Origin of the sequence: Planktothrix prolifica NIVA-CYA 540, from assembly GCF_963864145.1 — a bacterium.
Lineage (GTDB): Bacteria > Cyanobacteriota > Cyanobacteriia > Cyanobacteriales > Microcoleaceae > Planktothrix > Planktothrix agardhii.
In genome coordinates, this window is the sequence record NZ_CAWLTW010000001.1 from 1382847 (window position 1) to 1406716 (window position 23870).

A 23870-nucleotide genomic window follows, 5' to 3' on the forward strand; every position below is an offset into this window, starting at 1 on the left:
AAAAAGTCGGTAATTTTAGCTTTCCAGTATTAACAGAAGATGCGATCATCCTCAATTCTAACTTACCTGAATCTGATTTATTTCAACCGAGTTTACATAAAGATTCCGAAAAATAGCCCAATTCCCAACTTCAATTCCCGAAAAAATTGCAATTGCAGAAATTAATAATTTCTCGAATTTAGGAATTATCCTGAATAAAGCTGAAACTGAAAAAGTCGGTAATTTTAGCTTTCCTGTCGCAACAGAATCAGCGATCGCCCTTAATTCCAACTTACCCGAATCTGATTTATTTCAACCGAGTTTAAATAAAAATTTAGAAAAAATATCGCAATTTTCTCCCATAATTCCATTAACTATTGCTCAAGCAACACCCGAAACTTTACCCCCTAATTCTGAAGTTCCAATACAACCTGAAACTCCTGCTACTATCCCCCTTCCTAGCACACCCGCACCCTCTGAAACCGAAGTATTAGTCGGAGAAATTACGGTAACAGGAACCCAAGACCAAGGATTAATTGAAAAAGTATATAGCGTTATTTCCACCCAACCCGGACGAACAACAACCCGAACTCAATTACAAAGAGATATTAATGCAATTTTCGCTACAGGTTTATTCCGAAATGTCAAAGCTGTTCCAGAAGATACACCTTTAGGAGTACGGGTTACTTTTGAAGTCGAAGAAAACCCCATCTTCAAAGAAGTTGTAATTCAAGGGAATACGGTTTTACCCCAAGAAATTATTAACGAAAGTTTCGGCGAGCAATTGAATAAAACCATCAACTTGAATCAAATAGAAGCAGGAATTAAAAAAGTCAATCAATGGTATCAGGATAATGGCTATGTTTTAGCGCAGGTTGTCGCCGCTCCTGAAGTTACAAAAGAAGGTGTTGTTAACCTAGAAGTTGCAGAAGGGGTGATTGAAAATATTGGGGTGCGTTTCCTGAATAGCGATGGAGAAGCAACCGATGAAGAAGGAAAACCAATTTCGGGAAGAACCAGAGACTTTATTATCACCAGGGAAATTCAATTAAAACCCGGGGACGTATTTAACCAAAAAACCGCACAACAGGATTTAGCTCGGGTATTTGGTTTGGGAATTTTTGAAGATGTCCGCTTAGAATTAGAACCCGGAAAAGATAATCCCCGGGAGGCGGTAGTTGTTGTGAATGTGATCGAAAAAACCACCGGATCACTCGCATTTGGGGGAGGTGTAAGTTCCGCCGCCGGATTATTTGGAACATTGAGTTATCAAGAAGTTAACTTAGGGGGAAATAACCAACGCTTAGGGGCGGAATTAGAGGCGGGAAATCGGGTATTTCAAATGGATTTAAACTTTACCGATCCTTGGATTGCGGGTGATCCCTATCGCACCTCTTATAGTGTGAATGCTTTTAGACGTCGGACAATTTCCGTGGTCTTTGAAAATGGGCCAAAAGAGGTTTACTTAGCCAATGGCGATCGCCCCCGGGTAGTGAGGACTGGAGGAGGTATTAGTTTTACCCGTCCGTATGCGGATAATGTTTTTTCTGATCCCAATTGGGTCGCTTCCGTCGGATTCCAATATCAACGGGTGGAAATCACGGACTCCGATGGGAACATTAACCGTACCGATGAATTTGGGAATCAACTCAGTTATAGCGGGAGTGGAAAAGACGATTTATTCACCGTTCAGTTTGGATTTCTTCGAGATCGCCGCAACAATAAGCAACAACCCACCTCCGGTTATTTAGTGCGTTTTGGTTCGGAACAATCTATCCCGGTAGGTTCGGGAAGTATTTTAATGAACCGTTTGCGGGCTGCATATACTTTTTATGTTCCGGTGAAATTCCTATCCGGTTTGATTCCCGAAGGCGATCAATCCTTTGCTTTTAACTTCCAAGGAGGTACGGTAATTGGGAACTTACCCCCCTATGAAGCCTTTCCCTTGGGTGGGACGACTTCAGTACGGGGTTGGGAAGAAGGGGCGATCGCTTCTACCCGAAGTTTTATCCAAGCCTCCATTGAGTATCGTTTTCCTCTGTTTTCCAAGTTTCTTGGCGGAGCGCTCTTTGTGGACGCGGCAACGGACTTAGGTTCCCAGGGGACAGTTCCTGGCTCTCCTGGGGGTGTGCGGGATAAACCCGGAAGTGGTTTCGGTTATGGGGTTGGTGTGCGCCTACAAACTCCCCTAGGGCCAGTACGGATTGATTATGGGATTAATAATAATGGAGATGGTCGGATTCACTTCGGTTTAGGAGAACGGTTCTAAAAAGTATTATCTGGTTTTCGTAATTCGTAATTCGTAATTCCCTATATAGATGGATTTTAATTTTTTCCTACAATCATTTTTAAATGGTTTATCAATTGGGAGTGTTTATGCTATTTTTGCCTTGGGTTACACTCTAGTTTTTTCAATTTTAGGGGTGATTAATTTTGCTCATGGTGCTATTTTTACCTTGGGAGCTTATTTTACCTATATCTTATCCGGGGGCGTTTTTGGGTTTAATGGATTATTAGCCAATGGTAAGTTACCCTTTCAATTCCCGTTTTTTATCGCCTTAATTCTAGGGAGTATTTTAGCTGGGTTAGCCTCAATTATCTTGGAAAGATTAGCCTTTAGACCCTTGAGAGTTAGAGGGGCTGATTCCCTATTAACCTTGGTTTCCAGTTTGGGGGCTGCGGTGGTGATTGTGAATACAATTCAATATTTAGTCGGGGCAGAAATTTACACATTTCCTGATAATATTTATGGCAATATTCCCGCAGCAATTAATTTCGGTACAGCCACAAAACCGATTATGATTAGAAGCGTTCAGGTGATTATTTTTACGGTTTGTATGGTCATCGTGGCTTTATTAACCTATTTAGTCAATAGAACAAAGATTGGTAAAGCCTTACAAGCGGTGGCTGAGGATGAAATTACCGCCAGTTTATTAGGAATTAACCCGGAACAGTTTATTATATTAACGTTTTTTGTCAGTGGATTTTTAGCGGGACTCGCCGGAACTTTGGTAGGATCTAGTGTGAGTATTGCGGGGCCTTATTTTGGTATTGCTTTCGGTTTAAAGGGGTTAGGAGTAATCGTTTTAGGGGGGTTAGGAAGTATTCCTGGAGCGGTAATTGGGGGGTTATTATTAGGGTTAGCAGAGGCTTTTGTCCCGCCGGATTTTTCTGGTTATCGAGAAGCGATTTCCTTTGCTATTCTATTAATAATGCTATTAATTCGACCCCAGGGATTATTAGGACGTAAACGCATTCAAAAGGTATAATTCATTCCATGATTAATTTTTTGAACACCTACGGGTTTTTAATCGTTTCTATGTTATTTGGAGCGATTTTAGGGTTATCCGTTTATTTACCCTTAATGGCGGGTCAACTCTCCTTAGCAACCCCTGGATTTTATGCGTTAGGGGGTTATATTGCGGCGATTTTATCTACCCAGGTTTTTAAATTTAAAGGGACTATTTTTCCCTTACCTTTTTTGTTTTTAGAACTATTGATCACTGCCATAATTTCTGCTATTTTAGCCATAGGATTAGGCATTCCAGTATTGAGATTACGAGGAATTTATCTAGCCATTTCAACTATTGCTTTAGTCGAAATTTTACGGGTTTTAGCCTTAAATCTAGAGATAACTGGAGGTGCAGTTGGTATCTTTGGGATTCCCCAACCCTTTGCAACTCCCCTAGAATATTTATGGGTGGCAATTCCCCTATTAATTCTGAGTATGATATTCTTATATCGCTTAGAAAAAATTAAAGCCGGACGCGCTTTTAGTGCAATTCGAGAAGATGAATTAGCCGCCGATTCTATGGGGGTTAATCCTACCCATTATAAAGTGTTATCCTTTACCTTGGGGGCAATTTTAGCAGGATTAGTGGGAACTATTAGTGCCCATTTTCTCAATACTTGGAATGCTCGTCAAGGCACCTTTGATAGTAGTATTATTTATTTAGCTTTTGTTTTAATTGGCGGGTCAAGAACCTTTTGGGGCCCCGTCTTAGGGGGAATTATTCTCACCGCTTTACCGGAAGTTTTACGGGGAATGGGAGAAATTAGTGGTTTACCTTTATGGTTAGCCCAATTCTTACGGGAAGGACGTTTAATTATTTTTGGGGTGTTACTGGTTTTGGGGTCAATTTTTTATCCTCAAGGTTTAATTACTCCCGAATTATTAAACAAAATTACCCGAAAAAATCCCTGGCGGGGACTATTAAAAAAACAATCATAAGGGTTAAAAAATGAGTTTATCAACCTTAAAACCCCTTTTAGAAGTCCAAGGTTTAACCCGATATTTTGGGGGATTATTAGCAGTTGATCAGGTTTCGTTTGCGGTTCAAGATCAAGAAATATTTGGTTTAATTGGCCCTAATGGGGCGGGAAAAACTACGTTATTTAATTTAATTACCGGGTTAATTCCTCCCTCTCAAGGATCATTGATTTATCAAAATAATTCTATTACTCAATTAAAACCCTATCAAATTGCTGAAAATGGCATAGCCAGAACCTTCCAAAATCTTAGGTTATTTGGCAATTTATCGGCTTTAGAAAACGTTGTTATTGCTCGTCATATCCATAATCAAGCTAATCTAATTTCAGGGGTTTTAGGTTTACCAAAAGCGGTAAAAATCGAACAGGAAAACTATCAAAAAGCTAGGGAATTATTAGCAATTTTTGGATTAGCAGAAAGGGCTGAACAAAAAGCTCGTAATTTTGCTTATGGCGACCAAAGACGCTTAGAAATTGCTCGGGCTTTAGCCTTAGAACCGAAATTGTTATTATTAGATGAACCTGCGGCGGGTATGAACCCCAGTGAGAAAAAAGAACTCAGTGATTTAATTAGAAAAATTCGAGAACAATTTCAATTAACAGTAATTTTAATTGAACATCATGTACCCTTAGTGATGGGGTTATGCGATCGCATTGCGGTATTAGACTTTGGAAAATTAATTGCTTTAGGAGAACCGGAAATGGTGAGAAATAATCCGGCGGTAATTGAAGCCTATTTAGGAGATGAATAAGTTATGTTAGAATTAGTTAGTCTATCGGTTAATTATGGTGCAATTCAAGCATTAAAAGAGATTAATATTATTATTAATCAAGGGGAAATTGTCACCCTAATTGGAGCGAATGGAGCAGGGAAAAGTACCACCTTAAAAACCATTTCTCGATTAATTAATCCCCGCCAAGGAAAAATCCTTTATCAAGGAAAAGATATCACCGATTTACGTCCCGATCAAGTTGTTAAAATGGGAATAGCCCAAAGTCCAGAAGGTCGGAGAATACTATCTCAACAAACCATATTAACCAATTTAGAATTAGGGGCTTATACTCGTAGCGATCGCTTAGGAATTAAAGCCGATATTGAAAAACAATTTATGATTTTTCCTCGGTTAGCAGAACGAAAACATCAATTAGCAGGAACTCTAAGCGGTGGAGAACAGCAAATGTTAGCGATCGCCCGGGCGGTGATGAGTCGTCCTAAGCTATTATTATTAGACGAACCCAGTTTAGGTTTAGCTCCTCAAATTGTTAGAGAAATCTTCTCGGTAATTCGTCAATTAAATCAATCCGGTGTTACAATTTTATTAGTGGAACAAAATGCCCATTTAGCTTTAGAAATTGCAAATCGAGGTTATGTTTTAGAAGCTGGATATTTAACCCTCACTGGTAAAGCCTCTGATTTATTAATAGATGAACGAGTTAGACAAGCCTATTTAGGTTAAAAGTTGAAAAAATGACCCTTACTATTGATAAAATCCTTTTATTTATTTAGGTAGATCTAAATCAAATATGAACACTACCATCGGGTAAAATAGCCCCGGCTAATTTAGCTCCGGTTAATTTTACCATAATTTTATCCCCAATTCCTACCTTAGCCCCGGTTAAATCTGCACATCTTAAATCAGCGCCACTTAAATCAGCCCCAATTAAATTAGCTTCCTGTAAATTAGCATAGGTTAAATTAGCTTGTAAAAAATTCGCCCTAAATAAATTCGCCTTATATAAACAGGCGGCACTTAAGTTAACTTTATGCAGAAACCCATCACTTAAATCGGCTTCAGTTAAGTCCGCACCGCTTAAATTGCGACTGGAAAAATCCCTTTCTTTTAAATCCGCACCTTTAAAACTTAATCCACTTAATTCCGTCGGTCTAGTGGGGGGAGGCGTTGGTGCGGGGGGAGTTGGCGGTGGGGGCGTAACCGGAGGTTTACTGGCTGGGGGGCGTTGAAAATTATTATTTTCAGAGGTTTTTACCCGGCTTTGATAGGTAGAGGATTGATAATTAGAATAGGGGTTTTGATAGGTATAGGAATTTCCTGTACTATTTGAGGATGCTCTGGAATGGGATTCTGAACGCGAAACAGTTGAGGAATGTTGAGTTGAATTTGGACTTGATTTACGCAATAACGAACGCAATTTTTCCCTGGCTTGATTAATTTCCTTGAGTTTTTCCTCAGCGATTTTTTTTAATCGTTGATTTTCTTCAGGAATGCGATCGGGATGCCAAATAAATGCTAAGTCTTTATAGGCCTGATCCACCAATTCTAAGGAGGCTCCAGGCTTCAGATCTAACACTTTATAATAGTAATTCAACTCACTGGGAGTGATCATGGCAGGAGTCCGCAATTAAGAATTTAGCTAACAATCTATATTAGTGCTACAGCTTAACATATATCTCTAACTTGGGGTTTTTTAGCGCCGAAATACCCCCAAACCATTGTGAACTGGGGCGGCGGTATCGGGGATACGGTTTAAAAGTTGACCTCCTAAAACTAAATTGGTCGAACTTCCCCCGTCTAAATTTAACGCATCTGTGGCTCCTAATTGCTGCATTAAGAGTGCCATTTCGGTTAATTTGGCCCCCACCCCTCCGACGCGGTTATGGGCGGTGGCAATCAACCATTCTCCCTTGGCGGTGATCCCGACACTACTGCGAATGGCAGACTGATCTGCAAAGGCGGGACTAAACCCTTCGGCGATCGCATCTACCACCACTTGCCCATTTTGTAATAATAATGGCCCGCCGCCTAAAATATGGGGAAAGGAATTAAAATCCAAGGGGGTAGTTTGGGATTGAATTTGAATAGATGTACCCACAGAAAACGAATTTAAAGCACTACGAAATGAACGCAAGGTTAATAAATAACCGTTTTTAGGAATAGGAATAGCGGCGGTCGTATTTGTTTGTTCTAGTTGTTGTTTAACAATATTATTTTCTACCACAATTACAATTTCATTGGCGGTTAAGGGGGTATAATTTTCGCCCCATTCAGGAGTATAACGAGCTATTCCAGCCTTCACATATCCGGTATTGAGTAATTCACAGTCTAAGGTCTGTCCCGATGATGGAATTAAGGTTTCTTTTAAAGTTAAACGGGCAAATTTTACCTGTCCCGAGTCATTCCAAGCGATCGCTCCTCGGTTTAAAATTGGCCCCGAAAACCATTTGTTTTCCCGCCGAATTGCTCCTAAAGGGAAAAGATTATTCCGGTTAAAATATCCGGCATTAATTGCCCCTATACATTGACTATTATCAACGGTTTTGGCTAAACTGTCAATGCCTTTCATTCCCGTTTGACTTGCCCAAATTGGTCGTAAAGTCAAGCCAAAATCCGAATTTACAATTAACCAAACTACGGGAAAACGGCTATTATTTAAAGTTATATATTGTTGTCGCCAACGTAACCCTTTTGCCCAGGTAATATCCCTTTCTATTAAGGCATCCTGGCGTAACTCAATTAAAATCCGATTCGGATTATTCAAGGTACAAACTTTTACCCCATAACCATCGGGTAAAGTTCCTTGAATTATAGTTTGATTATTCGTAATTTTTACCAAAGGGCGAGAGGGTTTTTGAGTTATTACTCCGGTTTCTCCTTCATTTTGCTGTTCGGAAGTTCCAGAAGTGGGTGTGGGTTGAGTCGGGTCTTGAAAGGGTTTAGCAATTGTCGGATTTGTAATTCCATCTACAACAACTTCCCATTGCGTATTTTGTTGATAGATTTCCCAGGGAGTCGGTTGATTTAATGTTATTGTCATTTGAGAAATATTAGCACGTTCTTCAAAATTTATGGCTTGAATAGTACCTAGTTTAGAAATAATATTAAGGGTATTTTCTTGAATTTCCAAATCCCAGGCTGATAATTCTGCTAATTGATCAATTTTTAGATAACGATATTCGGCATCAAAAAAAGTCCCCGGAGTTGAATGCAAAGCAAACCAATTCAAGGGTTGAAGACTAAATTCCGTTGTATTTAAGGGATTAATTCCTAAAACTTGGATAATTCCTTTATCACTAATTCCGGTATTTGTAGCAATTCCTGAATTCCATTGACTCCAGGGTAATTTCCATTTTCTCCCATTAACAGAAAGATGGGTTCCTGTTTTAATAATTCCGGGGTGAGCTAAGGATATAATATAGGGACAAATAATTGGATTAACTTTTTTTAGTAACACTAAAGCCTGATAGATAATACTAACCACTTCTCCCCGAGTTGCATTAGAATTAGGATTAAAAAGTTGGGGATAGGGGTAATTAACTACCAATTCACAACGAGTGGCTGTAATCATGGCCTGAGTCCCATAGCTAGGAATGGTATCCCCATCTTCATAAATATTTTTTAAGTTTAAACTCTCTCCTTGAGGTAAATTCAAACCCGAAACTAAAGCCAATAAAACCTGTAAGCGAGTCACCGGACTTTGAGGAAGAAACTGTCCATCAGGAAACCCCGAAATAAAGCCAGATTGATAGGCAATTTTAATTGCTTCCGCCGCCCAAAACTCCTTGGGTACATCCTTAAATGGAATATATTCACGTTTAATAGAAGTGGGAAATGCCACTTTTAAAATAGTAGCAAATTCCCCACGGGTTAGATTTTGATTAGGGCGAAATGTGTTATCTTTAAATCCACTAATTAAACCTTGAGCTTGCAAACGTTGAATAAACGGACGCGCCCAATGTTGGCTAATATCTGAAAACAACGGTTGTGAACTGGTCATATTATTAAGGGAATAGGGAATAGGGAATAGGGAGAAAAGATTGTACTATCTAGGTTTAATTAACTGAAAAAACTGTAGGGTTTGGAGACTAAACCCAAAGCACGAATAGGGTTGGAACTCCAAAACCTTACAAGAAGATATTACAACCTATTTTAAGATTACTAAATAACTATCAGGATTCTTGATTTTCCATAACTTTTTGCAGTTTCTCAGCAATATCTTGCCAGTTTTCAGCTAAATCTGTACTGCGATCTTGCCGCAAAAATTCTGCTTCTTTGAAACAATGATTGGCTAAAGAATGGACAAGATTTTTAATCCCATGTTCCTCAATTAATTGATTTAAAGCCCGAGTCAACTTTTCGCTTTTGGGTTCAGTCATATTCTGATCAACTCATAATTCAGTGGTTACAACTTCTATAATACCGCTATTTGTTACCCGATAGATACCCCATAACCCCCTTTTTATAATACAATCAAGAATTTACTGGCTATAGGAATAAGGGTTAATCTGATTTAATTTTTCTCCTAATTTTCGTTTAGCTTCCATAATTTCATAGGTATTTTGTAATCTTAAAAAATATCCTTCTGAAAGTCCAAAATAACGACATAAGCATAAATCTATCTCAGCCGTCACTGGACATTCTCCCTTAATAATAGCATGAATTTTATTAGAATCAACATCAATTGCCGATGCCAAAGTGTTTTGATTAATTCCTAATTCTTCTAAAAATTCATGTTCTAAGATATCTCCAGCATGGGGATTATAGAGTAAAATTTCATTCATGATTTTTATTAGTTGTAAGTAGATGTTTATAATTATTTGAACAGATAAAAAAGTTTGTTGTTGCTGCAAAGCCCCTAACTAGAGAGCGCTAAAGCGCAACAACGAACAGTTATAATCACCTACTTAGTTAAGTTTGATTTGTTCCCTGGAGTTAATCACACCTTGAAAGTAATTTTTGATTAAATCATTATCTATTGTGATCACACCATCTTTTCCAAACCATTGATCGACAATAGCCACTGATTCTTTATCTCCCATGACATAACCTTGCATCAATTTTACGATCGCAAAATTTACCCGATCTAAAAAAGCAGAATTATTTTCAGGGACAATACAAGCAATTCCTTCCCGGGCATAGGGAAGATTAGGAACTACTTCTAAAGCATCACGGTTAGGGAGGGTTTGTCGAGCTCCTTCTAGCAAAACCCCATCGGAACCAAAAGCATCAATTTTACCCTGTTCTAAAGCGGCAATTCCCTCGCCAATAGTCTTAAATTTGACTATTTTGGCTTGGGGTTGTACGACTTGTATAGTTGATTCACTGCTGCCATTTTCTAATACACCAATTTGCCGATTTACTAAGGATTCTGGTGTGCCTAAATTACTTCCTTTTTTAACTAATAAACGAGTTCCTGTAACCCCATAACTTACGGAAAAATCGACATAGCGATCGCGATTCCAAGTAAAAGTTACATCCTCACAGACAATATCAACATCCCGCGATAATACCTTGGGAATCCGATCACCGATGGTAATCGGAACCAGTTCTAAAGTAATTTCCCGTCCTAAATCCTTGGCAAGTTGGGCTTTAATTTGATTCAGAATATCAATGGAATAACCAACTAATTCATCCTGATCATTGACATAGGAAAGGGGAATAAAATCCGTCTGAACTCCGGCGGTTAATACCCCAGTTCGGGCTACTTTTTCCATTACTGTTTCTGCAAATGCAGCACTCGATAGACTTAGGGAAAAAACAGCACCCAAAGCAGCGATCGCAATTTTTTTAGATAAAATCATTTTTTTCCTCACACAACTTTAATCAAGTTTTCTTCAGAAAACCCACCCAATTATATCAAAATTTATGTTATAGTGCCAGAAAAATTATCAATAAAAGGATTAACTATTTTGAAAATTAGTGCAAAAACTGGATTAGTGGGCTTTTTCTTGGCTCTTGGCGCCTTAAATATTCCTACGGCGAATGCTATAGTTAAAACCCCAGTCTCTATAACTATTGACTCCCGTTTATCCAGAATTACAGAGACTTTAAAACAGCGAGAAAACCAATTACAAGAAAAACCGGAAGTCCCAAAACCGGGAGAACAAATTGCCGGAGCCTGGGGGAATGGTAGTGGTGGGTTCGTCAATCGTGGAGGCGGGGGTGGTGGAAATTGGCGCAATGGTTGGGCCGATGGGGGCCGTTTTATCAATTCCCGTTAGTTCCGTTTAGATGTTATCCTGATCTTGAAAAAGGTGTTGCGATCGTGACCAACGGTAAATTTTTTATCCTTTTTAAATCAATTGATATCAAAATTTATGCTATAGTGCCATGAAATTTATTAATAAAAGGAGTAACCATTTTGGAAATTAGCACAAAAATAGGATTAGTTGGCTTTTTCTTGGCTCTAAGTGCCTTAAATATTCCGGCGGCTAATGCTACAGTTAAAACCCCTGAATCTACAACTATTGAGTCCCGTTTGTCAAGAATCACAGAGACTTTAAAACAGCGAGAAAACCAATTGCAAGAAAAACCGGAAGCACTACAACCCGGAGAACAAATCGCCAGGGGAGCCTGGGGAAATGGTGGAGGACGGGGAGGCTGGATTAATCGCGGAGGTGGCGGCTCCTGGGGAAATGGGGGTAGTTGGCGCAATGGGAATAACTGGCGCAATGGTTGGGGTGATGGGGGTCGCTTTATTAATTCCCGTTAGTTCTATTTAGATGTTATCCTGTTTTAAAAAAGGCGTTGCGATTTCAGGCAGCGCTGATTTTTTTTAACCCTTTTAAATCTATTAAAATCTATTAAAATCAATGACAAATCCAACTTTATTAAATCCTAAAAAGATTGATCTTAGCAAATTTGGCCCGATTAATTTAGTCGTAATTCAAGGCACATCTTTTTGTAATCTCAATTGTGATTATTGTTATTTACCTAACCGAGACTTGAAAAATACCCTATCCTTAGATTTAATAGAACCTATCTTTAAAAATATCTTCACCTCTCCGTTTCTCGGTGATGAATTTACCGTTTGTTGGCACGCTGGAGAGCCTTTGGCGGTTCCGATTTCTTTTTATGAATCGGCATTTCAACTAATTCAAGAAGCCGATCAAAAATATAATCAAAAACAAGCAAAAATTTGGCATTCAGTTCAAACAAATGGCACATATATTAATCAAAAATGGTGTGATTTTATTCAAGAACATAATATTTGTGTCGGGGTGAGTTTAGATGGGCCGGAATTTATCCATGACGCCCATCGCCAAACCCGTAAGGGAACAGGAAGTCACGCCCAAACTATGCGAGGAATTTCTTTCTTACAAAAAAACGATATTCCTTTTTATGTGATTTCTGTTATTACTCAAGATTCGCTTAATTATGCCGATGAAATCTTTAATTTTTTCAGGGAAAATGGAATTTATGATGTGGGATTTAATTTAGAAGAAATTGAAGGTGTGAATCAATCATCTACCTTAGAAGAAATTGGCACACCGGAAAAATATCGTGCGTTTATGCAGCGTTTTTGGGAATTAACCTCAGAAGTCCAGGGAGAATTTAACCTTAGAGAATTTGAAGCTATTTGTGGTTTAATTTATTCTAATACCCGTTTGACCCAAACGGATATGAATAACCCTTTTGTTTTAATTAATATTGATTATCAAGGGAATTTTTCTACCTTTGACCCCGAATTATTATCGGTGAATATTGAACCTTATGGCAATTTTATTTTAGGAAATGTATTAAAAGATAGTTTTGAATCAGTTTGTGATACAGAAAAATTCCAGAAAATTTATGCAGATATGCAGGAAGGAATTAAATTATGTAGTGAAACCTGTGAATATTTTGGAGTTTGTGGGGGCGGTGCGGGAAGTAATAAATATTGGGAAAATGGAACTTTCGCCTGTAGTGAAACCATGGCCTGTCGTTATCGAATTAAAGTTGTAACCGATATTATTTTAGAGCAATTAGAAAACTCTTTAGGGTTATAGTTGAAAACTGTTAAGTTGTTAAGCATCTAAATTATTATAGTGCTACCCATTGGAAAACTTCTGATGTTGTTTTTAATTTCAGTTAACACCAGAAGTAATACAGTTTAGTCAAATTAAACCGTTAACTGACACTGAGGACAATTACATCCTCTAATTGGGCTGTTGCTATGATCAGTTGTCCAGTTTGAGGCTAAGGTAGGAGAGATTTGATTGAGACTCAAAGATGGTTTAATGATGGTTTGAGAAGGAATTTGAGGGGTTAGAAATACAATTTTAGCGGGAATAATGGGCATGGATTGAGCAATTAACCTATGAGTCTGGCGAGAGGCGAATATCGGTTGTGTAAGTGTCAAAACCGAGATAATAAAAACACTCAATGCTAAAGTAAAAATCGGAAATTTTTTGAGCAATTGCATAGGGAAAATGATCACAATATTGTGTTTTAACCTGTTACCTATTTGGGCAAATTGGATCAGGATGATACATTGATTATAGAACAATTATCAATATTCTATCCTTAAATTGATAATTTAGCTTAAACTGGTTCACATCAACTGATCATAAATTTTGTAAAGATTAAAGGACAACGAATCATGAAAGCAACTGTATCCCGTTTGATCGTCTTAATACTTGCTATTGGTGAAGTGTTTACAAGTCTATCGGCGATCGCCTTAGCAGGTGGCCCTCCTCCTGGGAAACCCACACGACCCCAAGCCGCCCCTGCAACTACCCAACCCAATTCTAACTCTAATTCAGAAAAAGATGATCTTCCCCCTAGATTTCCCTTACCCAGTGCGAGAGTTGGTGCTGTAAATGGAATAGTCACTATTAAGTTAATTAATAACAGTAATACACCCATTCAATATCAACTAATTGGAGGAACTCGTCAAGAATTATTAGCCAAAAATGCCACAATTCAAGTCCAAGGTTCACCCCCAATTACACTTACCTATCAACGCCAGGATGGAGGTTCTTTATTAGTCATACCTAAGCAAACTTCTCCTGGAGTTTTAGAAGTGCAATTTGAAGTCACAAACAATTTTAGTCTTGATACAAGATCCATGAATATTACAGAAGCAGGATCGGTATTTTTAAATTAATTTAGATTCGGCTACCGCACCTCTAAATTTAAGACTTTAAAATCTGTTGATTGACATCGGGATCTGGGGTAAAAATTGGGCTATTTTCATTGAAATAAATTTCCCGAATATCAGCAGGTAAACTTTCATCTAAGGTGCGATAGCCTCCTTTTAAGAGTTCTTTGACTTCATTCGGAGAAACCAACTCACCTTCAGCTTGTAAATAAGCAGAAATTCGAGTTTCACTCCAATGAAAGGTTTGTGCCATTACCAGAATTAACCTTAATAAAGGTTCCATTCTATCTAACACTAATCCGACATAACACCACAGAGGAGGAGGCGCTGCTGATAAAGAATATTGGATAGATTCCACAGGAGGTAACTCCCCTTGATTAATACAAACTGCGGTAACATTAATTAACCAATTTTGTAGGGTATTTCCCCCCTCTGTGCTGTCTTGTTCTCTTAAATTTAATGGACGCATTTCATAAAAAATATGTCGCCAGGTTTGAGAGAATAAATAATCCGCTTGTACAGGCGATCGCACTGAATGACGAATTAAAGTATAGACAATTAAACCGTAACGGCAGAAAATAGCAACAAAGTATTTCCCCTGATCAGGATAATTCTGAAACAGAGTTAACAATTCCTGGTCTTTATGATGAAATAGGGATTTGACCAGTGGATGACCAGATTCGGGTATTTGAAGCGTTTGCACGGCAACTCACAGCAAATTTTAGCTGGATAGTGTTTTCCGGTTGCATCATAGCTGATCTTGGAGCTAAAATCAACTCTTGAACCTTTATTCGTCATTTGTTGAGGTTATAACCGATTTAATTCAATATTATTGATTTTAATTTATGGATTTTTTACTCAAAAAACAGTCCCATTCTACCCTAGAAACTAGAAAAACCAGAAATCTATTAATCCTATTACTTCCTGCTACAATTTGGTTACTAATTTTCTTTATTATTCCTCTGATTATTGTCTTAGTTTATAGTTTTTTAGAACGAGGAACCTATGGGGGAGTTACCTGGGAATTTACCTTAAAAAATTATCAACGATTAGCTAATGATTTATACCTAAATATTTTTTGGCGATCGCTAGGACTTGCCTCCTTAACCACCTTAATTTGTTTAATTATTGGTTATCCCTTAGCCTTTTTTATTGCCACATCTTCGACCCGTTGGCGAAACCTGTTATTATTTTTAGTAATTATTCCTTTCTGGACAAACTTTCTAGTTAGAACCTATGCGTGGATGATTATTCTTCGTTCTGAAGGAATGATTAATACCATGTTACAAAGTTTAAATTTAATTCAAGAACCTCTGAATTTACTCTTTACACCTTTTGCTGTTATTGTCGGTTTAATTTATGGTTATTTACCCTTTATGATTCTACCATTATATGCTACCATTGAACGATTAAACTTTTCTTTAGTTGAAGCGGCTCAAGATTTAGGTGCAAACCAGATTAGAACGTTTTTTAGAATTATTTTACCCCTAACTTTACCCGGAATTATTGCCGGATCTATTCTGGTTTTTATCCCGGCTTTAGGTGCATTTATTACCCCGGATATTCTAGGAGGCGCAAAAACAGTTATGGTTGGAAATTTAATTCAAAATCAATTTTTACAAGCCCGAGATTGGCCATTTGGTTCGGCTTTATCAATGGGATTAATGGTATTAGTATTAATTCCTGTTATGATTTATTTTAGAAATTCTAATACGGATAATTTATCTTAAAACTATGAATATTAAAACCCTAGATAATTTTATTCATACTTGGGGGGAAACCGGATTAAAAATACAGGCTACCCTAGTTTTTTCGTTTCTTTATTTACCGATTTTAATTTTAATCATTTATTCCTTTAATGACTCTCGATTTAATTCAAATTGGACAGGATTTACGTTAAAATGGTATCAAAAGTTATTCAGTGGCTTAACAGAAAGTACCGCCGATATTTCTACCCAAAGTCTCTGGGATTCCTTGCAAAATAGCTTAATTATTGCGATCGCTTCCACCTTAATAGCCTCGATTTTAGGAACAATGGTAGCCTTAGCTTTAGAGCGGTTTCGGTTTCCAGGATCTAAATTATTAGAAGCATTATTATTATTACCTATTATTATTCCTGAAATTACATTAGGTGTTTCCCTATTAGTCTTTTTTACCTTAGTTTTTAGAATCCTAGAAAATCTTACCGGAATTCACTTGACTTTAGGCTTACCATCGGTAATTATTAGTCATGCCACCTTTAGTATTGCCTTCATTACTATTACGGTTAGGGCGCGTTTATCTGACTTAGATCCAGCTTTAGAAGAAGCAGCATTAGATTTAGGAGCTAATGAATGGAAAACCTTTTGGCGAATTACCTTTCCCTTAATTTTCCCCGCTATTTTAAGTGGTGCATTATTAGCTTTTACAATCTCCTTGGATGATTTTGTTGTCACCTTTTTTACAACTGGAGTAGGTGCAACTACCTTACCTTTATTTGTATATGGAATGATTAAATTATCCGTCAGTCCAGTTATTAATGCGATTTCAACTTTAATGTTACTAGCTTCTCTTTTTTTGGTAATATCATCTTTGAAATTACAAGATAGAGTTAAGGTAAAATAGTAAGGGAGGATACTTGCACTGCTTGTATTTATACCGATTAAGTTTAAAATAAATCAATCCATAACTCACCCTAAACGTTGATATTAATTTATAGAACATGAAACGAATTTTAACCTTAATTCTGCTATTTTGTTTGGGTGTATTTTTACCCTTTGGCTGCACAGCTAATCAGTCCAGCACACCCCCAAATGCCCCTACAGCAAATGTTCTCAATATTTATAACTGGTCAACCTATATTGACCCAGAAGTTATTAAAGCCTTTGAACAAAAATATCAAGTTAAAGTTAATTATGATACTTATGATAGTGCCGAAAGTCTTTATGCTAAATTAAAAGCCGGAAACCCCGGTTATGATGTGGCATTTCCCCCTGACTATATGGTTAAAATTATGGTAAAAGAGCAAATGTTAGAAGAATTAGATTCGGCTAATATTGCTAATATTAAAAACATTGAACCTAAATTTTTAAATCCTCCCTATGACCCCGGAAATAAATACAGTATTCCCTATCAATGGATCACGTTAGGAATTGGCTATAATCTTAAAAAAACCGGAGAAGAAATTAACAGTTGGTCAGCCTTAATTGATCCCAAATATAAAGGTAAAGTTGCTTTATTAGATGATATGCGCCATACGATGGGAGCAGTTTTAATATATTTGGGATATAGTCCCAATACAAAAAACCCCGAAGAAATCAAAAAAGCCCAAGATTTCCTAATTAAAAATAAAGATAATATTGCCGCTTTTGCCCCCGATACAGGTCAACAATTATTAAATCAAGGAGAAGTTAATTTAACCATGGAATATAGTGGCGATATTTTTCAAGTTATGAAAGAAAATCCCGATTTGCGATATGTTATTCCCAAAGAGGGAAGTATTATTGGGATGGATAATATGGTTATTCCCAAAGGCGCACCCAATAAAAAACTCGCTGAAACCTTTATTAACTTTATTTTGGAACCAGAAAATAGTGCTAAAATCTCTAATTTCATTGATTATGCTTCCCCCAATAAAGTTGCTATTGATCAAAAATTAATTGACGCTGAAAACTTAAAAAATCCTGGGATTTATCCCCCCCCAGAAATTTTTGAAAAGCTCCAATATCTCCAAGATGTAGGAGAAGCCACCCAATTATATGATCAAGCTTGGACGGAAGTTAAAGCGGGCGTGGGGAATGGGTAATAGGTAATGGGTAATGGGTAACATGAATGCTGCTGTTGAATTATTGAACGTTTCTAAATTATTTAAGGGATTAAATAGCAAGGATTTCTTAGCTGTTAATCAACTTAATTTGCAAATCAAAACCGGAGAATTTTTCTCCTTATTAGGGCCATCTGGTTGTGGAAAAACCACAACATTAAGAATGATTGCTGGATTTGAATATCCCACTTCAGGGGAAATTTTAATTCATCAACAAGCGATGAAAAATAGTCCTCCCTTTCATCGTCCAGTTAATACCGTCTTTCAAAATTATGCCTTATTTCCCCATTTAACCATTGCCGAAAATGTTGCCTTTGGACTAGAAATGGAAAATTTGCCTCGTCCCCAAATTAAAAGTAGAGTTTTAGAAGCATTATCCTTAGTTAAATTAACCGATTTTCAAACTCGTTATCCCCGTCAACTATCCGGCGGACAACAACAACGGGTCGCTTTAGCTAGAGCATTAGTTAAACAACCCAAAGTGTTATTATTTGACGAACCTTTGGGGGCTTTAGATTTAAAATTGCGAAAAGAAATGCAGTTAGAACTCAAAAAAATGCAGCAACTATTAGGGATTACTTTTGTTTACGTTACTCATGATCAAGAAGAAGCTCTAACCCTATCTGATCGAATTGGAATTATGAATCATGGAGAATTATTACAAGTAGGAAACCCGATGGAAATTTATGAATATCCTCAGACTAAATTCGTTGCTGATTTTATTGGAGAAACTAACTTTTTCACGGCAAAAGTAACCGAAACCAAAGCACAACAAATTACTGCTTTAATTGATGAACAAATCCCGATTCATTTGACAGTATCTCAACCGATTATACTAGGACAAATAATTAATTTAGTCATTCGTCCTGAGAAAGTAACTATCTATCCTAAGACCCATGAAAATTTAGGAAATTATCAAAATGTACAAACCTGGGAAGGAACAATAGAAGAATCTGTTTATCTGGGAACAGATACCCGTTATGGAGTGCGTTTAACTGATAAAATTATAATGATTATTCGCCTACAAAATTGGCATCAAGATCAGTTACAACAATTTAAAATTGGCGACCGAGTTAACATAGTTATTTCACCGAATAGTATTAGGATAATTGACAATTAAAAACTCAATTATGATAGATTTCACTCTTACAATATATTTGAAAATAAAAAAACGCCCATCCTAGTGGGCGCTGAATCCGGGTGCAATACTATCAATATTCTAATATGTTATTATAGTTGATTAGAACCATATCGGATCAGGATTTTTAATAAAAATTAACAATAATATTCTCTAAAATTTTTAATTGTTACTCCCATGACTCCAACATTAATCGGACGCTGGCAAACTCGTCTATTCTTATTTGCAACCATTGGTGTTTTAGTAACCTTAGCCTTTTTGGGGCTAAAAATTGGTGATCAACCCCGATCAATTTACTTTTGGGTTTTAGGATATATTACCTGTTTTGGCTTTTTTTGGGACATTCTCTATATCAAAATCCAACAATTTCGCTGGGATCGAGATTGGCCAGGTGCTTTTCAACTATTAGCAGGAATTTGGGAAGCCTTATTTCTAGTAACTCTGATCAAAACAATTAGTTTACCCGGTCTTTCTGCATCAGAATTTAATTTAGGAATATTTATTTACCACTATAGTTGTGTGTGGATTGCTATTTTTATTACTTCCCAAAGTGTGATGAGAATTTTATTTCCTTACTGGCGTTTTCGAGGGGGACAATTATTTTAAGTTTAGGGTGTATGAGATCTTCTCCCCTACACCCCTTTCAATATCTTAAAATACCCGCCGATCAACCTTCAACTATCTCAATTTCCTTTAAAATTTTTAAGGACGGAATATTAATTGGAATCATTTCTCTCCGGGCTTGGTTTAAATCATGAAAACTCCCACATAATAATAGGCGATCGCCCGCTTCTAAATCCAAACTTCGATTCGGCCAGCGATAAAATTTATCCTCCCGACGTAGGGCTTGAACTTGTACCCCAAACCGATTTGCTAAATCTAATTTAGATAAAGATTTACCGATCACCTGACTATTTTCTGGAATATTTAACCATTGACAAGAAATACTTTCCGCCGGAATTGTGACTTCCCCTTTCGCCAATTGATCCAAAGTTTCTAAAGCGGCGGCTTCCCCCACCACCAATAACTTATCATCTTTTTCCAAACGAACTTGACCATCGGGATAATCAATTTCTTCTCCCGTAAAGCGTCGAATAGCCATGATACTAATTCCCGTCATCGGACGGATATTGCTTTCTTCCAAAGTCATTCCCATCAAAGGAGAATTAGTAGGTAAAGCATACCATTTACTATTCATTTCTTGGGTAGCTTGCTGTAAATCTCGCGCTACTTCTTGAGCCGATTGTTTTGGACGAAAATCCGAATACTGACTTTGACGAATTTTCTGCATTTCCTGTTGAATTTTATCCCCTCCTAACCCCATTTTTGTTAAGACATGATTTGATAATTCTAAGCTGGCTTCAAATTCGGGTTGTACTACTTCTTTCGCCCCTAATTGATATAGTAACTCAATATCCTTATCCCGATCTGCGATTACAATTACATCTAAATTAGGCGAAAATTCCAATGATCTTTTTAAGCATAATCGGGTACTCATGGGGTCAGGAAGGGCGATCGCCATGGATGCCGCCCGATCCACCCCAGCGGCTTCTAAAACGTGCAAACTAGCTGCATTTCCATATAAATAAGGAATCTGATTATTTCTTAATTCCTGTACAGTTTTTTCCGATTGATCTATGACAATAACCGCATAATTATGACTTTGTAAAAGTCGAACTAAATTACGACCAACCCGACCATATCCACAGACAATAATATGGTTTTGTTGCGGTAAATCTTCGGCAATATTAGTAATTTTTTGACTATTTTCTAAAAGGTTAGATAAATCCCATTTTTCCTCAATCCAATCTAATAATTTTGGGGCAAATTGCAAAATAAAAGGGGTAATTATTAAGGTTAAAGCCGTTGTCCCCACAATTAATAAATAAACCCGTCGAGAAACTAACCCTAATCCTTGTCCAGCACTGGCTAAAACAAAAGAAAATTCTCCAATTTGAGCTAATCCTAATCCGGTGATAATTGAAGTTCGCCAGGAATAGCCAAATAATTTTACAATCGGAATAATAATTAAGGTTTTTCCGGCGACAATTAGTAACATTAAACCAATAATTAGTTCTAAATGTTCCCAGAGAAAGATCGGATCAATTAACATCCCTACCGCCACAAAAAATAAAGCAGCAAAAATATCCCTGATCGGTTCAACATAGGTTAAGGTTTGATCGGCATATTCCACTTCAGAAATCATTAACCCAGCTACAAAAGCCCCCATTTCAATTGAAAAACCTAAATGTTCAGTTAACAGCGCAATTCCTAAACATAGAGCAACAACTCCTAATAAAAATAGTTCTTTACTTTCGGTTTTTGCTAAGAATTGTAATAGTTTAGGAATCACCCAAATTCCCGCAACTACGGCCCCTAAAGCGAATAATCCAATTAATAAAAGCGATCGCCCTACCGCTTCAAAAATCACCCCGCCTTCAGGTTGATTTAAAGCAGGTAATACCGCCAACATTAAGCCCAAGGCTAAATCCTGTACGACTAAAATTCCTAACATGATCTGTCCTTGAGGACTCGCCATTTCATTGCGTTCCATCAAACATTTCAGGACAACAGCCGTTGAAGATAGGGATAAAATCGCTCCTAAAAATATGCCTTGAATTGGAGAAGTATCCCAACCTAAAATCCCCATAGTTAGGGCAGTAATTAATACCGTAAAGACAATTTGTAACCCCCCTCCTCCTAAACTAATCCCTTGGACTTTTTTTAACTCAGCAAAAGAAAATTCTACCCCTAAAGCAAATAGCAGAAACGCCACTCCAAATTGGGCTAGGGTTTCAACTTGAATTAACTCTTTAATCACTCCTAATCCACCGGGGCCAACAATGATCCCCCCAATCAAATATCCTAAAATCGCAGGTTGTCGCAGTAAAGAGGCTAAAAGTCCCCCAATAGTTGCAGCGGCAAGGACAAGAACTAAATCTACAATTAAACGAAAGTCTTCGGGCATCGGTTGATTTTAAACTAAACTATTTAATGTAACAGACTGTTACTAATTCTCAGGATAATAAAATTATAGAGATTCTGGCGTAAGTTCCAAGATTTTCCTGCGGTATTTTAAGATTAATCACCAGTCAACCTTAGAGAGATCAAGATGAGAATAAGAGTCCCTGAGTGGATAAAATCCTTGGTTTTAGCCCTGATCACTGTTGGGGTGGTTCTTGCCGCGCCAGGAATGGCTGCCCAGGTACGGGTAAATCCTACCTCCCCGGAGTTGGGGAATACCTTGTCTGTGGTCTTGGAGTCCCCAACTTCCGCGACGCCGAAGGTAACTTGGCAGGGCAAAACCTACCCGATGTTTGCCATTGGGCCAAACCGTGTGCGGGCTTTATTACCGACGACACCTTTGGATCAGCCAGGGGCTAAACCCTTACAAATTAATGATGGGACACAGCTACAAAACTTAACGGTACAGTTGCGCGATCGCTCCTTTCCTACCCAGTCCATTTGGCTACCTCCCGATAAAGAAGAACTCAACGGCACGGATAAGGAATTTGATCGGGTGGATGCGTTTAAGGCCTTGGTGACTCCCGAAAAATACTGGAAAGGCCCATTTTTACGTCCCAATGCCGGAGAAATTACTACAATTTATGGCGTGCGTCGCTACTACAATGGCGAGTTTGCCAAAGACTATTACCATCGCGGCGTAGATTATGGTGGGGAAACGGGATCGGCGGTGGTGGCTCCAGCAGCCGGACGAGTGGCCTTAGTGGGACGAGAATCTGAGGGATTTGAAATTCATGGCAATGTTATTGGTTTGGATCATGGTCAGGGGGTGGCGAGTATTTTCATGCACCTGAGCCGGATTGATGTTAAGGAAGGGGATTTTGTCCAACCGGGTCAAGTGATTGGGGCGGTGGGGGCAACGGGAGCATCAACTGGGCCGCACCTGCATTGGGGTCTCTATGTCCAGGGCCAAGCAGTTGATCCGGTTCCCTGGCGCTATGCAGCCATTGATTAAGACGATCAATTCCCCTAAATTTACAGAGAAATAGCTACTCGTAAGTATGGTATTCTTAGGGGGTGTGTCAAAAACTGTAAACTGATTCTGGCTTGGTTTAGGCTAATTCCCTAAGTATTTTAAAATTTAGGAGACTCTCGTTTTCCCTATTTATGCGGTAAATTCCAGTAGTGAAGATACCAAAAAGCTTTTTTTAGGGAATATTGAGGCGCATAGCAGTTAAAAAAACAATGATGCGAAGTGCAACAGCATTATGAGTATTGAAAAAATTGTTGAGCAAGCGTTAGGAGACGGGTATCTGACCCCCTCGATGGAGGCAGAGGTTGGACGAATTTGTAACACCGCTTCAGAACTGTCCATTGAAGAATATATGGCTTTGGATCGGTTGATGGGTGCTTTGTTAACGGGTGAAGTCGTTGTTTTACCCCGCAAGCAATTTATTAATGTCATGGAGGAATTAGTCCTCAGCGAAGCGATCGCTAAGGTGGCAGAAATCGAAGAAAACAGTGATCAAACCCTAGATGTCGGAGATATTGCTGCCTATGCCTTAAACCGTCTTCCTCCCCTTTATGCGACTACCGAAGAAGGGGCGCAATTCCAACGTTCAAGGGCAAAAGAAGAACTGCAAGTCCTGATTTCTGGCCAAATTAAAGCGGCGATTGAACGGAACCTCAACCGGGTTGCCCAAAATCAAACCGTTTTCGGTAAGGCTGGTGGCGACACGGTATTAACCCAAGTGAGTGCCTTGTTACAAACCTATGCCCAAAACTACGAACGCACCAGCAATTAAAGCCGTAGATTAAGACTCCCCCGCTTACCTTCTGGGTACAGAGCAGGGGAGTCCTATTTTTACCCCATTCACAGAGGCTATAAATCTCAGCGCA

At 38.1% G+C, this 23870-nt stretch carries 25 protein-coding genes; 16 read left to right on the forward strand and 9 right to left on the reverse strand.

The genetic code is table 11. The features are described 5' to 3' along the window. Positions 1–360 precede the first annotated feature (360 nt). The gene (locus AC559H_RS06345; protein WP_052349575.1) at positions 361–543 is read right to left on the reverse strand and encodes a hypothetical protein; all 183 of its coding nucleotides are present in this window, start codon (positions 541–543) and stop codon (positions 361–363) included. On the opposite strand from AC559H_RS06345, the gene AC559H_RS06350 reads away from it, so the two are divergent. From AC559H_RS06350 to AC559H_RS06370, 5 genes are read left to right on the forward strand one after another with little or no spacing between them, the layout of a single operon-like run. Continuing rightward, complete coding sequence (locus AC559H_RS06350; RefSeq protein ID WP_347375204.1) at positions 515–2248, forward strand: BamA/TamA family outer membrane protein; 1734 nt, start codon at positions 515–517, stop codon at positions 2246–2248. The two genes, AC559H_RS06345 and AC559H_RS06350, sit on opposite strands and share 29 nt — an antisense overlap. Before the next feature lie 49 nt (positions 2249–2297). After that, positions 2298–3248, forward strand: a complete 951-nt coding sequence (locus AC559H_RS06355) for a branched-chain amino acid ABC transporter permease (RefSeq protein ID WP_026794050.1) — start codon at positions 2298–2300, stop codon at positions 3246–3248. 8 nt (positions 3249–3256) lie between these two features. Next, positions 3257–4210: a branched-chain amino acid ABC transporter permease gene (locus AC559H_RS06360; protein ID WP_026794051.1), complete on the forward strand. Its 954-nt coding sequence runs from the start codon at positions 3257–3259 to the stop codon at positions 4208–4210. 10 nt (positions 4211–4220) lie between these two features. Next, the gene (locus tag AC559H_RS06365) at positions 4221–5000 is read left to right on the forward strand and encodes an ABC transporter ATP-binding protein (protein WP_026794052.1); all 780 of its coding nucleotides are present in this window, start codon (positions 4221–4223) and stop codon (positions 4998–5000) included. A 3-nt stretch (positions 5001–5003) separates the two neighbouring features. Continuing rightward, the gene (locus AC559H_RS06370) at positions 5004–5705 is read left to right on the forward strand and encodes an ABC transporter ATP-binding protein (protein WP_026786611.1); all 702 of its coding nucleotides are present in this window, start codon (positions 5004–5006) and stop codon (positions 5703–5705) included. Positions 5706–5766: 61 nt separating this feature from the next. On the opposite strand, the gene AC559H_RS06375 is transcribed toward AC559H_RS06370, so the two are convergent. The 5 genes from AC559H_RS06375 to grrP all read right to left on the reverse strand — a co-directional run bounded on the left by AC559H_RS06375 (position 5767) and on the right by grrP (position 10786). Continuing rightward, entirely contained in the window at positions 5767–6594 is an 828-nt protein-coding gene (locus tag AC559H_RS06375; RefSeq protein WP_071782542.1) for a pentapeptide repeat-containing protein, read from the reverse strand. A gap of 81 nt (positions 6595–6675) precedes the next feature. Next, entirely contained in the window at positions 6676–8982 is a 2307-nt protein-coding gene (locus AC559H_RS06380; RefSeq protein WP_026794054.1) for a phosphodiester glycosidase family protein, read from the reverse strand. A 172-nt stretch (positions 8983–9154) separates the two neighbouring features. After that, positions 9155–9361, reverse strand: a complete 207-nt coding sequence (locus AC559H_RS06385; protein ID WP_026786607.1) for a hypothetical protein — start codon at positions 9359–9361, stop codon at positions 9155–9157. Positions 9362–9463: 102 nt separating this feature from the next. Then, a complete protein-coding gene (locus AC559H_RS06390) occupies positions 9464–9766 on the reverse strand; it encodes a HigA family addiction module antitoxin (protein WP_026786606.1) in 303 nt (100 codons plus the stop codon). 123 nt (positions 9767–9889) lie between these two features. Further along, positions 9890–10786: an extracellular substrate binding-like orphan protein GrrP gene (grrP, locus tag AC559H_RS06395; protein ID WP_036833627.1), complete on the reverse strand. Its 897-nt coding sequence runs from the start codon at positions 10784–10786 to the stop codon at positions 9890–9892. Between the two features lie 108 nt (positions 10787–10894). Here grrP and grrA (AC559H_RS06400) point away from each other — a divergent pair, with 108 nt between their 5' ends. The 3 genes from grrA (AC559H_RS06400) (at position 10895) to grrM (ending at position 12973) form a co-directional block, all read left to right on the forward strand. Then, positions 10895–11206: a GrrA/OscA1 family cyclophane-containing rSAM-modified RiPP gene (gene grrA, locus AC559H_RS06400; protein WP_026794055.1), complete on the forward strand. Its 312-nt coding sequence runs from the start codon at positions 10895–10897 to the stop codon at positions 11204–11206. A gap of 140 nt (positions 11207–11346) precedes the next feature. Beyond that, positions 11347–11697 carry a GrrA/OscA1 family cyclophane-containing rSAM-modified RiPP gene (grrA, locus tag AC559H_RS06405; protein WP_026786604.1) on the forward strand — a complete coding sequence of 117 codons (351 nt, stop codon included), beginning with the start codon at positions 11347–11349 and terminating at the stop codon, positions 11695–11697. A 100-nt stretch (positions 11698–11797) separates the two neighbouring features. Then, positions 11798–12973, forward strand: coding sequence for a cyclophane-forming radical SAM/SPASM peptide maturase GrrM/OscB (grrM, locus tag AC559H_RS06410; RefSeq protein ID WP_026794056.1), 1176 nt, complete (start codon positions 11798–11800; stop codon positions 12971–12973). A 113-nt stretch (positions 12974–13086) separates the two neighbouring features. Here grrM and AC559H_RS06415 read toward each other — a convergent pair whose 3' ends face one another. After that, the gene (locus tag AC559H_RS06415) at positions 13087–13389 is read right to left on the reverse strand and encodes a hypothetical protein (protein ID WP_026786602.1); all 303 of its coding nucleotides are present in this window, start codon (positions 13387–13389) and stop codon (positions 13087–13089) included. 177 nt (positions 13390–13566) lie between these two features. On the opposite strand from AC559H_RS06415, the gene AC559H_RS06420 reads away from it, so the two are divergent. Beyond that, positions 13567–14073, forward strand: a complete 507-nt coding sequence (locus AC559H_RS06420; RefSeq protein WP_036833625.1) for a hypothetical protein — start codon at positions 13567–13569, stop codon at positions 14071–14073. 28 nt (positions 14074–14101) lie between these two features. Here the strand turns inward: AC559H_RS06420 and AC559H_RS06425 are convergent, their stop codons facing one another. Continuing rightward, complete coding sequence (locus AC559H_RS06425) at positions 14102–14770, reverse strand: hypothetical protein (RefSeq protein ID WP_026794058.1); 669 nt, start codon at positions 14768–14770, stop codon at positions 14102–14104. Between the two features lie 142 nt (positions 14771–14912). On the opposite strand from AC559H_RS06425, the gene AC559H_RS06430 reads away from it, so the two are divergent. The 5 genes from AC559H_RS06430 to AC559H_RS06450 all read left to right on the forward strand — a co-directional run bounded on the left by AC559H_RS06430 (position 14913) and on the right by AC559H_RS06450 (position 19613). Further along, positions 14913–15797, forward strand: coding sequence for an ABC transporter permease (locus AC559H_RS06430; RefSeq protein ID WP_026794059.1), 885 nt, complete (start codon positions 14913–14915; stop codon positions 15795–15797). 4 nt (positions 15798–15801) lie between these two features. After that, entirely contained in the window at positions 15802–16671 is an 870-nt protein-coding gene (locus AC559H_RS06435) for an ABC transporter permease (protein WP_036833622.1), read from the forward strand. Between the two features lie 97 nt (positions 16672–16768). Further along, entirely contained in the window at positions 16769–17851 is a 1083-nt protein-coding gene (locus AC559H_RS06440; RefSeq protein WP_026786598.1) for a polyamine ABC transporter substrate-binding protein, read from the forward strand. 22 nt (positions 17852–17873) lie between these two features. Continuing rightward, complete coding sequence (locus AC559H_RS06445) at positions 17874–18989, forward strand: ABC transporter ATP-binding protein (protein WP_026794060.1); 1116 nt, start codon at positions 17874–17876, stop codon at positions 18987–18989. Positions 18990–19184: 195 nt separating this feature from the next. Beyond that, positions 19185–19613, forward strand: coding sequence for a hypothetical protein (locus tag AC559H_RS06450; protein ID WP_026794061.1), 429 nt, complete (start codon positions 19185–19187; stop codon positions 19611–19613). 61 nt (positions 19614–19674) lie between these two features. Here the strand turns inward: AC559H_RS06450 and AC559H_RS06455 are convergent, their stop codons facing one another. After that, complete coding sequence (locus AC559H_RS06455) at positions 19675–21975, reverse strand: cation:proton antiporter domain-containing protein (RefSeq protein ID WP_026794062.1); 2301 nt, start codon at positions 21973–21975, stop codon at positions 19675–19677. Positions 21976–22119: 144 nt separating this feature from the next. Between AC559H_RS06455 and AC559H_RS06460 the strand changes: the two genes are divergently transcribed. Both AC559H_RS06460 and AC559H_RS06465 read left to right on the forward strand, forming a co-directional pair. After that, on the forward strand, positions 22120–22986 hold the full coding sequence (locus AC559H_RS06460; protein WP_036833618.1) for a M23 family metallopeptidase: 867 nt from the start codon (positions 22120–22122) through the stop codon (positions 22984–22986). Between the two features lie 253 nt (positions 22987–23239). Then, the gene (locus AC559H_RS06465) at positions 23240–23776 is read left to right on the forward strand and encodes a late competence development ComFB family protein (RefSeq protein ID WP_026786593.1); all 537 of its coding nucleotides are present in this window, start codon (positions 23240–23242) and stop codon (positions 23774–23776) included. Positions 23777–23870: the final 94 nt, after the last annotated feature.